The sequence below is a fragment of the Paenarthrobacter sp. NPDC089675 genome (genome assembly GCF_044749185.1).
Classification (GTDB): Bacteria; Actinomycetota; Actinomycetes; order Actinomycetales; family Micrococcaceae; genus Arthrobacter.
In genome coordinates, this window is record NZ_JBIVHM010000019.1 from 1 (window position 1) to 12,793 (window position 12,793).

The 12,793-nt window shown below is 62.9% G+C and carries 10 protein-coding genes; 4 read left to right on the forward strand and 6 right to left on the reverse strand.

Features of this window, described 5'->3' with window-relative positions; translation table 11 throughout:
- Nucleotides 1-138: 138 nt before the first annotated feature.
- Genes ACIPY2_RS21700 through ACIPY2_RS21715 form a run of 4 tightly spaced genes read right to left on the reverse strand, consistent with a single transcriptional unit; the run spans nucleotide 139 to nucleotide 5,255 of the window.
- Nucleotides 139-951 carry a bifunctional allantoicase/(S)-ureidoglycine aminohydrolase gene (locus ACIPY2_RS21700; protein ID WP_400268475.1) on the reverse strand — a complete coding sequence of 271 codons (813 nt, stop codon included), beginning with the start codon at nucleotides 949-951 and terminating at the stop codon, nucleotides 139-141.
- 12 nt (nucleotides 952-963) lie between these two features.
- Complete coding sequence (locus ACIPY2_RS21705) at nucleotides 964-2,226, reverse strand: DUF6986 family protein (RefSeq protein WP_400268476.1); 1,263 nt, start codon at nucleotides 2,224-2,226, stop codon at nucleotides 964-966.
- A 1-nt stretch (nucleotide 2,227) separates the two neighbouring features.
- Nucleotides 2,228-3,826, reverse strand: a complete 1,599-nt coding sequence (aceB, locus tag ACIPY2_RS21710) for a malate synthase A (protein ID WP_400268477.1) — start codon at nucleotides 3,824-3,826, stop codon at nucleotides 2,228-2,230.
- A 34-nt stretch (nucleotides 3,827-3,860) separates the two neighbouring features.
- Entirely contained in the window at nucleotides 3,861-5,255 is a 1,395-nt protein-coding gene (locus ACIPY2_RS21715) for an NAD-dependent malic enzyme (protein WP_400268478.1), read from the reverse strand.
- A gap of 221 nt (nucleotides 5,256-5,476) precedes the next feature.
- On the opposite strand from ACIPY2_RS21715, the gene ACIPY2_RS21720 reads away from it, so the two are divergent.
- Nucleotides 5,477-6,232, forward strand: coding sequence for an IclR family transcriptional regulator (locus ACIPY2_RS21720; protein WP_400268479.1), 756 nt, complete (start codon nucleotides 5,477-5,479; stop codon nucleotides 6,230-6,232).
- 195 nt (nucleotides 6,233-6,427) lie between these two features.
- Here the strand turns inward: ACIPY2_RS21720 and ACIPY2_RS21725 are convergent, their stop codons facing one another.
- Together ACIPY2_RS21725 and pucL are read right to left on the reverse strand one after the other, a co-directional pair.
- Nucleotides 6,428-7,930, reverse strand: a complete 1,503-nt coding sequence (locus ACIPY2_RS21725; protein ID WP_400268480.1) for a nucleobase:cation symporter-2 family protein — start codon at nucleotides 7,928-7,930, stop codon at nucleotides 6,428-6,430.
- A gap of 187 nt (nucleotides 7,931-8,117) precedes the next feature.
- Nucleotides 8,118-9,032 carry a factor-independent urate hydroxylase gene (gene pucL / locus ACIPY2_RS21730; protein ID WP_400268481.1) on the reverse strand — a complete coding sequence of 305 codons (915 nt, stop codon included), beginning with the start codon at nucleotides 9,030-9,032 and terminating at the stop codon, nucleotides 8,118-8,120.
- 370 nt (nucleotides 9,033-9,402) lie between these two features.
- Between pucL and ACIPY2_RS21735 the strand changes: the two genes are divergently transcribed.
- The 3 genes from ACIPY2_RS21735 to ACIPY2_RS21745 all read left to right on the forward strand — a co-directional run bounded on the left by ACIPY2_RS21735 (nucleotide 9,403) and on the right by ACIPY2_RS21745 (nucleotide 12,651).
- A complete protein-coding gene (locus tag ACIPY2_RS21735) occupies nucleotides 9,403-9,579 on the forward strand; it encodes a hypothetical protein (protein WP_400268482.1) in 177 nt (58 codons plus the stop codon).
- A gap of 251 nt (nucleotides 9,580-9,830) precedes the next feature.
- Nucleotides 9,831-10,766: a hypothetical protein gene (locus ACIPY2_RS21740; protein ID WP_400268483.1), complete on the forward strand. Its 936-nt coding sequence runs from the start codon at nucleotides 9,831-9,833 to the stop codon at nucleotides 10,764-10,766.
- Nucleotides 10,767-11,151: 385 nt separating this feature from the next.
- Complete coding sequence (locus tag ACIPY2_RS21745; protein ID WP_400268484.1) at nucleotides 11,152-12,651, forward strand: hypothetical protein; 1,500 nt, start codon at nucleotides 11,152-11,154, stop codon at nucleotides 12,649-12,651.
- The last annotated feature ends 142 nt before the right edge of the window (nucleotides 12,652-12,793 follow it).

Below are 12,793 nucleotides of genomic sequence, written 5' to 3' on the forward strand. Positions count from 1 at the left end.
GGGAATAACAAAATCCATGACGGACCTTTCCCCGCCCTGTGCGTCAGACCGCGAGCGACACACAACCTGTCACACGACAGCCTGACACACAGGGACGTTCCCTGCGAAAGGGCAGCGTTCCGGCGATCTCGGCGCAGACTAAGTCAGTTTCACCTGGCGGTTCATGTCCTTGTACAGCAGGTACCGGAACTCGCCCGGCCCACCTGCGTAGCAAGCCTGCGGGCAGAACGCGCGCAGCCACATGAAGTCACCGGCCTCCACCTCAACCCAGTCGTTGTTGAGCAAGTACATGGCCTTGCCCTCCAGGACGTACAGTCCGTGCTCCATGACGTGCGTCTCCGGGAAGGGGATCACGCCGCCGGGCTGGAATGTGACGATGTTGACCTGCATGTCGTGGGCGAGGTCACTGGAATCCGTGAAGCGCGTGGTCTTCCAGACGTCGTTGGTGTCCGGCATGGAAGTCGGCTCAACGTCCTTCTCGTTGGTCACGAAGGACTTGGCCTCGTAGCCCTCGAGTCGCTCGTAGGCCTTGCGGATCCAGTGGTAGGACACGATGTCGTCGGAGACGTTCTCCACGCCCCACTCGGCACCGGCCGCGAGGTAGGCGTAGCCACCTTCTTCGAGGTGGTGCAGTTCGCCGTCGAGGGTCAGGTTGAGCTTGCCCTTGGTCACGAAAACAACGCCTTCGACGCCGGACTCGAACTCAGCCTTGGGAGCGCCGCCGCCGGGCGCGATCTCCACGATCAGTTGCGAAAACGTGGTGGCGAAGCCGGAGATCGGCCGCGCGATGATCCACGAACGCGTGTTGGTGAAGCCCGGCAGGTTGCTGGTGACGATGTCCGTCAGGACGCCCTTGGGGATCACGGTGTAGGCCTCGGTGACGATGGCCCGCTCGGTGGTCAAGTGGGTCTGCGGCGGCAAGCCACCTGTCGGGTAGTAATAGTTGCCCATCAGTGCTCCTAATCAGTGGGAAGTCGGTTGTGCCAGCCGCGGGTGCGCCAGTGCGGTCAGCTGGGAAAGTTCGACGCCGGCAAGCGCCTTGACCTCGTCGGTCCCCACTGCGCCGCATTGGACGCCGCGGAGGACGAAGCCGGCCAGGGCACGGGCGGTGGCGGGCTCGTCCATGACGCCGCCTTCGGTCCGCTCAACATAGTTGCGCAGGCGCAGCGCCGCGGCCGGCAGGCCTTCGCGGTAGAAAGCGTACGACGCCGAGAAACGGCTGGGGAGCTGGGCGGCGTGGAGATCCCAGCCCTGGTAGTAGCCGTTTTCCAGGGAGCGGCGGACCAGTCGTCCGTGCAGCTTCCACGCGTCCTCCACTGCGTCACCCACGGGGATGATGTTGGTGGAACCATCGGAGAGGCGGATGCCCGTGCCTGCGACAGCCAGTTGCATGACTTCCTTGGCGAAGTCGGCCACCGGGTGCTCCATGGATTGGTATTCCGCGGAGATGCCCAGGGACGCGCTGTAGTCGTAGGTGCCGTAGTGCAGTGCGCTGATACGGCCAGGAACCACGTGCGGGAGCTGCGCTACGGGCGAGGTCCCGTCGGCGCCGAGGATGAGCTGCGGGGTTTCTACCTGCACCTCGAAGCGGAGCCGGCCGGCGGGGAGTCCGAGGACTTCCTCGAGGCGGGAGACCGCGTAATCCATGGCCTGGACCTGGGCCACCGTGGTGACCTTGGGCAGGGTAAGGATCAGTCCTTCGGGAAGCTCGCCGGCTTCAGCCAGCGTGGACACGAACAAGTCCAAGGTGCGCAGGCCACGGGCCCGGGTGGGCGCCTCGAAGCACTTGAAGCGGATGCCGATGAACGGCGGCGCGGTCCCTGCAGCAACCGCAGCAGCAACGGCCTTGGCGGCAGCAACGACGTCGGCATCTTCTGCCTCATCGCCACGGTCGCCGTAGCCGTCCTCGAAGTCCAAACGCAGGTCCTCGATCGGCTCGGAAGCGAGCTTGGAGGCAACCCGGGCGGCGACAGCGGAAGCGAGGTCGGGCTCCTGGCCCAACAGCTGACCGAGCTTTTCGAGGCCGCCGTGGGCCTCCGCCGTCGCGAATGCCTGCGCGCCCCAATCAGCCACGAAGGTGGGCGTGAAGCGGTCGGCGGGGACGTAGACGGTGTGGATGGGTTGGCGTGAGCCGTCGTCGCCGGGGTAGTTGCGGTCAAGCAACTGGTCCGTGGCGGAAAGCTGGTCCTCGATGTGGGCCAGGTCGGAGGAGGAGAACGAACCCATCTCAGCCCACCAGCTCATACGCCGGCGTGGTGAGGAAGTCCGTGTACTCGTCGGAGAGGCAAATGTCCTCGATCAGCCTGGACGCGGGCTCGTAGTACTTGGTGAAGTTCTCGTCGCCGAACTCGATGCGCAGGCGTTCGGTCTCTTCGCCGAGGATCCGGGTGACGAGTTCGCGGGTCACGGTGTTGCCCGTGTCCGCGAGGATGGACTTGTTGCGCAGCTGCTGCCACACCTGCGAGCGTGAGATTTCCGCAGTCGCAGCGTCTTCCATCAGGTTGTGGATGGCCACGGCGCCGCTGCCGGAGATCCAAACGCCGGTGTAGGCGACGGCGACATAGAGGTTCAGGCGCAGGCCGGCTTCGGTGACGGTACCACCGGCGGAGGAGACGTCGATCAGCTGCTCGGCGGTGACGTTCACCTCGGGGCGCTGCTTGTCGATCTGGTTCGGGCGATCGCCGAGCACGGAGTCGAACACTTCGCGACAGGTGGACACCAGGTCCGGGTGGGCAACCCACGAGCCGTCGAAGCCGTCGTTTGCTTCGCGGGTCTTGTCGGCGCGGACCTTCTCGAAGGCTGCGGCGGTGACATCCGGCTGCTTGCGGTTGGGGATCACTGCGGCCATGCCACCCATGGCGAAGGCGCCGCGCTTGTGGCAGGTCTTGACCAGGAGTTCGGTGTAGGCGCGCATGAAGGGAGCGGTCATGGCAACGGTGGCGCGGTCCGGGAGGACGAACTCTTCGCCTGCATCACGGAAGTACTTGATGATGCTGAAGAGGTAGTCCCAGCGGCCGGCGTTCAGGCCGGAAGCGTGGTTCCGCAGTTCGTAGAGGATCTCGTCCATCTCGAAAGCGGCCGGGATGGTCTCGATCAGGACCGTGGCGCGGATGCTGCCCTGCGGGATGCCGAGGTAGTCCTGGGCGAAGACGAAGACGTCGTTCCACAGCCGGGCCTCGAGGTGGCTTTCCATCTTAGGCAGGTAATAGTACGGGCCGTGTCCGTTAAGCAGGAGCTGCTTTGCGATGTGGAAGAAGTGCAGGCCGAAGTCCACCAGGCCGCCGACCGTGGGTTCGCCGTCGATCAGGAGATGGCTTTCCTCCATGTGCCAGCCGCGCGGGCGGGCCACGACGACGGCCAAGGGAGCGTCCGTACGGAGGCGGTATTCCTTGCCTTCGGGGGAGGTGTAGCTCAGGGTTCCCTGGGCTGCGTCACGGAGGTTCAGGATTGCGTCGATGACGTTGGGCCACGTAGGAGTGGAGGCATCTTCGAGGTCGGCCAGCCAGACCTTGGCGCCGGAGTTGAGGGCGTTGATGGCCATCTTGGCCGGGGTAGCCGGACCAGTCATCTCGACGCGGCGATCCTGCAGGGCGGCCGGTGCTTCGGCTACCTTCCAGTCGCCGTCGCGGATTTCCCGGGTCTCCGGAAGGAAGTCCAGGCGGGACGTCTCTGCGACCTTCTGGCGCTTGGCCTTACGTGCCTGGAGCAGTTCGTTGCGGGTGCCGGCGAAGCGCGTGTGCAGTTCTTCGATAAAGGCCAAGGCTTTGGGGGTGAGGATTTCCTCGGCGCGTTCGATCGGCCGGGGATCGGTGACTGTAATAGCCATGGGAGCGGATTCCTTTGTCTAGATTGCGCTGGTGCTAGCGAGCTGCGTTCGCGTGGGCGGCTGCAGCGACGGCGGCAGCTACCTCGGCGGCAACATGGGGATCGAAGACGCTGGGGATAATGTAGCTCGCGTTGAGCTCATCGTCAGCCACGCGATTGGCGATAGCTTCGGCGGCGGCGACCAGCATGTTCGGCGTGATGTCCGATGCTCCGGCGTCAAGCAGGCCCCGGAAGAAGCCCGGGAAGGCCAGCACGTTGTTGATCTGGTTCGGGAAGTCGCTGCGTCCCGTGGCAACAACAGCTGCGTGCTTGGAAGCGATGGCCGGGTCGATTTCCGGCGTCGGGTTGGCCATGGCGAACACGATCGCGTTCTCTGCCATGGAGGCAACCTGCTCTTCTCCGATGACGTGCGGGGCGCTGACGCCGATGAACACGTCGGCTCCCTTGAGGGCGTCGTGGAGGCTGCCGGAGAAGCCTTCCTCGTTGGTGTTCGCCGCGATCCAGCTGCGGTGCTCGTCGTCGTACTTTTCACCCGAGTGGATGGCACCTGAACGGCCGGCTGCGACGATGTGCTGCGCGCCCTGGGCCTGGAGGAGCTGGATGATGGCGGAGCCGGCAGCGCCGACGCCCGAGACGACGATCTTGACCTCGGACAGCTTCTTGTCCACGACGCGAAGGGCGTTGACCAAAGCGGCGAGGGTAACAATCGCCGTGCCGTGCTGGTCGTCGTGGAAGACCGGGATGTCGAGTTCTTCGCGGAGGCGGTTCTCGATCTCGAAGCAACGCGGTGCTGCGATGTCCTCGAGGTTGATGCCGCCGTAGACGGGGGCCATGGCCTTGGCGATCTTGATGATCTCCTCGGTGTCCTGGGTGTCCAGGCAGACCGGCCAGGCGTCAACGTTGGCGAACTGCTTGAACAGCGCGGCCTTCCCCTCCATGACCGGGAGCGCGGCGGCGGGGCCGATGTTGCCGAGACCCAGCACGGCGGAACCATCGGTGAGGACGGCGATGGTGTTGCGCTTGACCGTCAGGTTCCGGGCAGCGGCCGGGTCCTCTGCGATCGCCAGGCAAACACGTGCGACGCCGGGAGTGTAGGCGCGGGACAGATCGTCGCGGTTGCGCAGGGCTACTTTCGGGACGACCTCGAGCTTGCCGCCAAGGTGCATCAGGAAGGTGCGGTCTGAGACGTGCTGGACCGTTACGCCTTCGAGGGCGTTCAGGGCGTCCTTGACGCGGGCTGCGTGGGCGTCGTCGGTGGTGTTGCAAGTGACGTCCACGACGAGGGTCTCGTGGTGGGATTCCGTGACGTCCAGTGCGGTGATTGCGGCACCGGCTGCGCCAACAGCTGCTGCCAGTTCGCTCGTCGCGGTGAAGCTCGACGGCGCGGAGACGCGCAGGGTGATCGAGTTACCGGGGCTCGGATTCGCCATTGAAATTCCTCCTGTTAGGCCCGTTCCCGGGCCGCCGTTCAAATTCGAATGTTTTCGTATTATGGATATTATTATCTACCAAGTGGAAACACAACCCCTTGATCGGTCATCTTCGGTGTCGTCGCGAAGCTTGGCGCTGTGCTGTATCTTGGGTGTTCAAAGCAATTCTTTTCACGATGCGGATAAGAGTTGTCGGAATCTGAGTCATTGGAGACAAGGGAATGGCTGAAAAAGCCTCCGGAGGCGTGCAGTCCGTTGAGCGCGTCTTTGAACTGCTTGAACTGATCACGGATGCAGGCGGGGATGTCACGCTCAGTGAGCTGTCGTCCTCCACGGACCTGCCCTTGCCTACCATCCACCGCCTCCTGCGGACCCTCGTATCGCTGGGCTACATCCGCCAGCTGCCCAACCGCCGCTATGCGCTTGGCCCGCGGCTCATCCGCCTCGGTGAAGGTGCCAGCAAGCAGCTCGGCGCCGTGGCCCGTCCGCAACTGAAGACCCTCGTGGAACGCCTGGGCGAGACCTCCAACATGGCCGTGCTCGACTCCGACATGGTCATCTACGTGGCCCAGGTCCCGTCCATGCACTCCATGCGCATGTTCACCGAGGTTGGCCGCCGTGCCCACACGCACGATACCGGCGTGGGGAAAGCGATCCTGGCGCAGCTCGACGACGAGCAGGTCCGCGGCATCGTGGCCCGCACCGGCATGCCTACCCCCACGGCCAAGAGCATCGGCGACATCGATTCCCTGCTCGCTGACCTGAAGCTGATCCGCGAACGCGGCTACTCCATTGACGAGGAAGAGCAGGAGCTCGGCGTCCGTTGCTTTGCCATGGCCGTCCCCAACGCGCCCACTCCTACGGCCATCTCCGTCTCCGGCCCGATCACCCGCGTGGACCAGACCTTCGCCGACCGCGCAGTTCCCATGCTGCGGGAGGCCGCCTTGGCTATCTCCGCGGAGTTGAACCAGAACTAGATCCCCCTGTTGCGGGCGAACAACCCCCATGCTTACCGCAAGCATGGGGGTTCTTCTTTGCCCGGCGTCCTCACCCAAGGGAGCCGGCCCCGGTGGCGCGTGCCGCCGTCGTGCGTATTACGCAAGGTTCCTAAGCCGCCGAAAGACGGCAGTGTCCCCCAAGGAAACACTGCCGTCTTGCTTGTTCGCCGCGAGCTAGTGCTCTGACGCCGAGGTGCTCTTGAGCGGGACTTCATTGCCGTCGGCGTCGATCAGCTTGCCGTTCTCGAATCGGTCGCCGTGCTCGAGGCACTTGATGTCCTCGGGCGTGACCACCCGCTCCGTGCCCGCAACGAACACCGACTGGTTGTCCGAGTTGCCGGCCTTGAAGTGGTTGAACAGGATGTTCAGCAGGATCGCCATGACCGCTGCCGAGCTGATGCCCGAGTGGAAGATCGTAGAGAACCAGGACGGGAACTGGTCGTAGAACTTCGGGGCGGCGATCGGGATCATGCCGAAGCCGATCGAGGCAGCCACGATGATCAGGTTCATGTTGTTCTTGTACTCGACCTTTGCGAGGGTGCGGATACCGCTGGCGGCCACTGTACCGAAGAGCACGACGCCGGCACCGCCCAGGACGGGCGTCGGAACCGCAGCGACCACTCGGCCCAGGATCGGGAGAAGGCCCAGGACAACCAGGATGAGGCCTCCGGCGCTGACGACGAAGCGGCTCTTGATGCCCGTGATGGCCACGAGGCCCACGTTCTGGGCGAAGGCGCTCTGCGTGAAGGAGTTGAACAGCGGGGAGATGGCGCTGGAGAGCATGTCTGCGCGCAGGCCGTTGCCGATCCGGCGGGAGTCAACCTTGGTGTCAACGATCTCGCCCACGGCGATGATGTCAGCCGAAGTTTCCGTGAGCGTCACCAGGATGACGATCAGCATGGAGATGATCGCAGCGATTTCAAAAGTGGGGGCACCGAAAGCGAACGGGGTGGGGAAGGCCACGATGTCGCCCTGGCCAACCTTGGAGAAGTCGGCCATCCCCGTAACCGTAGCAATGAGGGTGCCGATGACCATGGCCAGCAGGATGGAGAGGCGCGAGATCGCTGCGTTTCCGATCTTGCTCAGGAGGAGGACGACGCCCATGGTCAGTGCTGCGAGACCCATGTTGGCCATGCTGCCGTAGTTGGCGGCCTTGGCATTGCCGCCCATGGCCCAGTTCGCGGCGACCGGCATGAGGGTCAGTCCGATCGTGGTGATCACTGTGCCCGTGACTACCGGTGGGAAGAACTTGATGATCTTCGAGAACAGGGGAGTGATTGCCAGGCCGATCAGCGAGGCTACCATCACCGAGCCGAACACCGCCTGGATCCCGCCGCCACCCTGGACGATCGCCACCATGGTGGAAACGCCGGCGAACGAGACGCCCTGCACCAAGGGGAGCTGCGAGCCGAAGAACGGGATACCCACGGTCTGCAGGATGGTGGCGAGGCCGCCGACGAAGAGGCAGGCGGCGATGAGGAGCCCGATGTCCTGCGAAGACATGCCTGCGGCTGCGCCGATGATCAGTGGCGGAGCGATGATGCCGCCGTACATGGTGAGGACGTGCTGGAAGCCGTAAGCGAAGGTGCTTCCGATCGAGAGCCGCTGGTCCTCCGGACGCTGGGACTTTTGGGGCGAGGTGGTATTCGCGGGGCGGGACTTCTTCTTGGTGTTCATGGCAGACTTTCTGGGTTCATGGCAGACGTCTTCGTCTGGCTAACTGTGTCTGGCTAACAAAAGTTTGGTGTTTTTGGGGTCGGGTTTGTGTGCAGGTTCCGTCTTTGCGGGGCTTGGCGGAACCTGCACACAAACTCTTTCCGGCCTTTACGCGCGGTTTCTTCGCGGGTATGAAGCCGGGACGTGCTTAGCAGAAGCCGGCGATGCCCATCCAGGCAAGGGGTGCGGCGGTGGTGTTGTCGCGCTGGACAGTTGCTTCGATGAGGCCGTACGGGCGGTCGGCGGCGAAGAAGACCTCGTTGGGGTTGTCCAGGCCGAACGGGCTCAGGTCAACCAGGAAGTGGTGCTTGTTCGGCATGGAGAACTTGATCTCTGCAACTTCGCTGTGTGCCTCAAGGACCTTCTTGCCCATGTCGAAGAGGGTCTGCTGCAAAGCGTGCGAGTAGTTTTCCGTGAAGCCTTCAAGGAGGAGGGCCTTGATGTCCTCGTAGCTCTTGTTGAAGTCCGTCGCCGAGGCGTCCAGGTTGGTGTTGTAACGCCAGCGGGCCGAGACATCCGTTGCGAGGATGCGGTCGGTGGTCTCCGGCAGGGTGGTGTACTTGTCGCGCGGGTAGCCGACAAAGCCGGACTGCGTGGTCTTCAGGACGGTCAGGTCCTTGAGGCCGGAGACAATGTGGGTGGTTGCCCCGTCACGCACGACGACGGCGGTCCGCACCTCTTGTCCGTTGCGGACGAAGCTGTGGTCATGGCCTTCGCCGTGGGCCTGAATGCGCTCCCATGCGTAGGATTCAGCTTCCCAGCGGCCGCCGGTAACCCAAGAGAATTCGCCGGTGAAGTGGTCGGCGAGGCGGAGCAGGAAGGCTTCGGGGGAGCCGACACCTTCACGGGCAAACGCGTAGACGGTGTTCTTCTGGGTGTCGGTCGCGACGACGTGGCCGTTGTCGCCTTCGAGGTGGGCTGCCTCGAAGTCGCCCCGGAGCTGCGAGGTGACGTTCAGGTCTTCGATCTGGTGGCGGTCGGTATCCCGGGTGACCTTGACGACGCGGACTTCTGCTTTGCCGTACTGGTTTTCGCCGAGGACGATGTTGTTGCTCATGGTCATATCCCAACTTCTGTGAGGTGGAACCAACGTTCCATCAATGAAATTAAGCGAGTGTTTCCACTGCGTTTCCGATGGAGCCGACCCAACAAAAAAGAGCCGGCATCCATGGATGCCAGCTCATTACGACCCTGCCTGCTGCTCTCAGGTTACGTGACCTACGCCACGAACTCATTCGAGAGTAGCTTACGTAATCGGCTTGTGTATACGGGTTCCGGAAGATCGTTATGAACCAGCCGAATGTGACCGGCGCTACCTCGAGGGCCGGAAAGAAGGTCTTGACGCTGACTTTGGGCGTCTTCTAGACTTTCCACATAACAATAAAAAGTTTCCAAATTACGGAAACATCGGCTATCAAAATGAGGAGGCACAGATGGACTCGAAGGATACGAACAACGTCGTGGAATTCCCGGCGCCGGGTCAGGAGCTGTACCTGCCCTTTGGTGCCACCGATCCGGACTTTTACATTCCGGCCGACTGTGACCGCAAGGCCACCGGGTTCTCCCGCTGGCTGCGCGCACTCCCTGTCTTCGGCCGGCAGCGCCCCTGACCTGCAACAAGGGCGCGGACTCTGCGCAACAGAGCCAACGAGGCGGGTGGCACCTGGGGAGGTGCCGCCCGCTTTGTTGTGCGCCCTTGATGCCGTGTGCTCTCGCGGCACTGGGGCCCACCATTTCGACGGCTCGCTGCCCATTAGACGTTAGGAGTCGTCTAATACGCACGACGTCGTCTAATCGGGCGGTGTCCACATAGCTGTGCGAGGTCCTTCGCTGGCAAGGCGCTGTTCGCGAGGCTTGTGCCATGACCAACAAGACGCCCCGCGAACTTCCTGCCGGTATGGACCTCTGGCGAACAGCTGAACTGGAAAACGCTGGTTTCAACACCCGGAACATTGGGGCCATGGTTCGGTCCGGAGAGCTGGTGAGGATGAGGCGGGGCTGCTATATCAGGGGGAGTGTCTGGGCGGCGCAAAAGCCTTGGGTTCAGAGCCGTCAGCGCATTGCTGCCCATGCTCACGGGACGCTTGCAACCTCGGCAGGAGGCCTCGTTTACAGTCATACATCAGCTGCCCGGCTTCATGGCCTGTTCCTCTGGAACGTGGACGATCGCATACACATCACACAGAAGGCGCCTCCGTCCCCGGTCTCACACGGCAGGGATGTCGTTCCCCATACGAGGCTCGTTGATGATGCCGAGGTTGTCCAGCGGGGCGGATTGAAATGCACTTCATTGGAGCGCACCGTGGTGGATTGTTGTTTGATGCTCGACTACCGGCAGTCTCTGATCCTCATGGATCACGCGCTCCGGCTCGGCGCCAGCCGGCGGAAGCTTCTGGAAGCGTGCGAGGACCTCCGCGGGCGTAATGGCGTGACGTCACTCCGCCGTGCACTGAAGAATGCCGATCCGAGGTCTGAATCGCCAGGTGAAACCCTGACCCGAGATCTCATTGGGCGCCTCAGGATTGAATCGCCGGAACTACAGGTGGAGGTACCCACCGTTGAAGGGAGGTATCGGATTGACCTCGCTTGGCGGGAAAAGAAGGTGGCCTTGGAATTCGACGGCAAGGTCAAATACTTCGACTTCGCGCCCACGGAAGAAGTGATCTACAGGGAGCGGCAGAGGGAGAAGGCGCTGATTGAGCAGGGTTGGACGGTCATCCGCATCACGTGGAGGGATCTGTTCAACGAGCAAGAGTTCAAGAACCGGGTGCTAAGGGCCTTGCGCTGGGCCGCTTAGACGACATCCCGTGCATTAGATGGTTCCTGACGTCTAATGCACAGGAACTCGTCTAAATGGTCGGAGAGATGTGATGTACGTAACAATCGGCAGGGTGCTGAGCGGTTCGCGTAAGCTGGTCCGACGGCTCGACCTTCGGGTACTCGAGAGTCGTCACCACCCACTGGTTGGGTTTGTATTTTGCTGGCTCGATGGCGCCGGACCCAGGTCCGCACGTGTCGCAATGCAGCAGGTCGGGCAATAGCTGGCGCTCGTCATCGGGCTTGGCCGGGACATGGATGCCCGGCTTACAACGCCTGCCGCGGTAGGTCTCAGAAAGAGTCGGATCTGGGGGTCTGGCGCCGCAAAGCAGCATCTGGCTGCTTCCCCAAAGGAAGACAACTTCATGAAACGCACCTTCGCCACGCTCGGGGCGGTGATTGTGGTGGCCCTTGCCGGGTGCACGGACCCCGGCACGCCACCACCCACCGAGAGCCCCACGGCAACGTCCACAGTTGAACCGACCACGACGTCGACGGCGACGCCGACGGAGACGGTAACGCCCACCCCGACGCCGACGGAGACGGTAACGCCCACCCCGACGCCGACGGAGACGGTAACGCCCACCCCCACGCCCACCCCGACGGAGACGGCAACGCCCACCCCGACGCCGACGGAGACGGCAACGCCCACCCCCACCCCCACGCCGACGGAGACGGTAACGCCCACCCCCACCCCCACTCCATCCACCGGCAGCCTGGCCAATCTGGCAAGAATCCCCTGGGACGGCGGTCCTGCATACTGGTCCAAGTTCCCCGGGGCAGCCAAGCTGAACAACCCCAACCTGTTCCCGATCGGTGTCTGGTATGGCAAGCCGGGCCATGCTGCTCAACTGAAGGACATCGGCGTGAACGTGTATCACAATGCGGAGCACGACGGATCAACCATGAAGTCCATTACCGATACCGGGATGCTGGTGATTCCGGGCGGCGAATGGACCCAGGCGGAGGTCGGAAGTGATCCGGGCGTGGTCGGTTGGGATACGGACGACGAGTGCGAGATGGTCGGCCTGGGTTGTGGCAGCGTATCGGCCGAGCAGAACCTGCAGGTCATGAAGCAGTTGGTGGCCAACATCCGGGCCAAGAACGACGGCCGTCCTGCCTTCGCGAATTACAGCAAGGGCATCTTCGGAACCTACTGGGCGCCGGGCCTGATGGACGACTTCATGGCTGCAGTTGACGCGAGCAGCAACGATCAGTACTTCTACACGCGGGCCGACCTGCAGTTCGAGGTGGACCGCACGCCGTCGTGGCCTGCCGGGGCCAAAGCTGCCACCAGTGCGGCCTACGGCTGGACGGCTGATCGCATGCGTTTCTACCAGTCGAGCCCGGGCATCCAACCGAACTGGGTTTTTGTGGAGTCTGCCCGTCCGTTCCTGGAAAGCAGCAATGACAGGACCATCACTCCGGAGCAGATGGAAGGCGCCATGTGGTCGGCCATCATCCATGAAGCGCGGGGCATCGATATCTTCCAACACAACAACGATCCGCAGTTCGGCACGTACAGCCTGGTGGATATCCCGGCTGATCGAAAGGCGAAGATCAAGACTGCGCTGGCCGGGATCCAATCCCTTGCTCCCGTGTTGAACACGCAAAGCTATGCGTGGAATGCCGGGGCTGCGGGTACAGACACCATGCTGAAGGCCAAGGATGGCAGCGCATACCTTTTCGCCGGCATCGGTCTTAACGGCACAACGGGTTCCAAGACCTTTACCCTGCCGGCAGGAATTACGGGCACCCAGGTTGAGGTGGTGGGGGAGAACCGGACCATCGCCGTCCAGGACGGCAAGTTCATGGACTCCTTCGCCAACGAGTACACCCACCACATCTACAAGATCGCGATCTAGGCCAAATAGCACCCGGTTCGCTGGAAAGGCGCGAGACCGCCGGAACGTCGGTATATATCAAGCTGTTTGTGACAGCTGGGTGGTTTTTCTGTGGTTGATTCCGGCGGTGGGTGGTATTCCTGGCGCGGTGGGTCTGCGGTGG

What these genes read in the sequence shown, in the direction of transcription:
- ACIPY2_RS21700 (WP_400268475.1), bottom strand. Translation starts at nt 951, where the DNA reads ATGGGCAACTATTACTACCCGACAGGTGGCTTGCCGCCGCAGACCCAC.
- ACIPY2_RS21705 (WP_400268476.1), bottom strand. Translation starts at nt 2,226, where the DNA reads ATGGGTTCGTTCTCCTCCTCCGACCTGGCCCACATCGAGGACCAGCTT.
- aceB (WP_400268477.1), bottom strand. Translation starts at nt 3,826, where the DNA reads ATGGCTATTACAGTCACCGATCCCCGGCCGATCGAACGCGCCGAGGAA.
- ACIPY2_RS21715 (WP_400268478.1), bottom strand. Translation starts at nt 5,255, where the DNA reads ATGGCGAATCCGAGCCCCGGTAACTCGATCACCCTGCGCGTCTCCGCG.
- ACIPY2_RS21720 (WP_400268479.1), top strand. Translation starts at nt 5,477, where the DNA reads ATGGCTGAAAAAGCCTCCGGAGGCGTGCAGTCCGTTGAGCGCGTCTTT.
- ACIPY2_RS21725 (WP_400268480.1), bottom strand. Translation starts at nt 7,930, where the DNA reads ATGAACACCAAGAAGAAGTCCCGCCCCGCGAATACCACCTCGCCCCAA.
- pucL (WP_400268481.1), bottom strand. Translation starts at nt 9,032, where the DNA reads ATGACCATGAGCAACAACATCGTCCTCGGCGAAAACCAGTACGGCAAA.
- ACIPY2_RS21735 (WP_400268482.1), top strand. Translation starts at nt 9,403, where the DNA reads ATGGACTCGAAGGATACGAACAACGTCGTGGAATTCCCGGCGCCGGGT.
- ACIPY2_RS21740 (WP_400268483.1), top strand. Translation starts at nt 9,831, where the DNA reads ATGACCAACAAGACGCCCCGCGAACTTCCTGCCGGTATGGACCTCTGG.
- ACIPY2_RS21745 (WP_400268484.1), top strand. Translation starts at nt 11,152, where the DNA reads ATGAAACGCACCTTCGCCACGCTCGGGGCGGTGATTGTGGTGGCCCTT.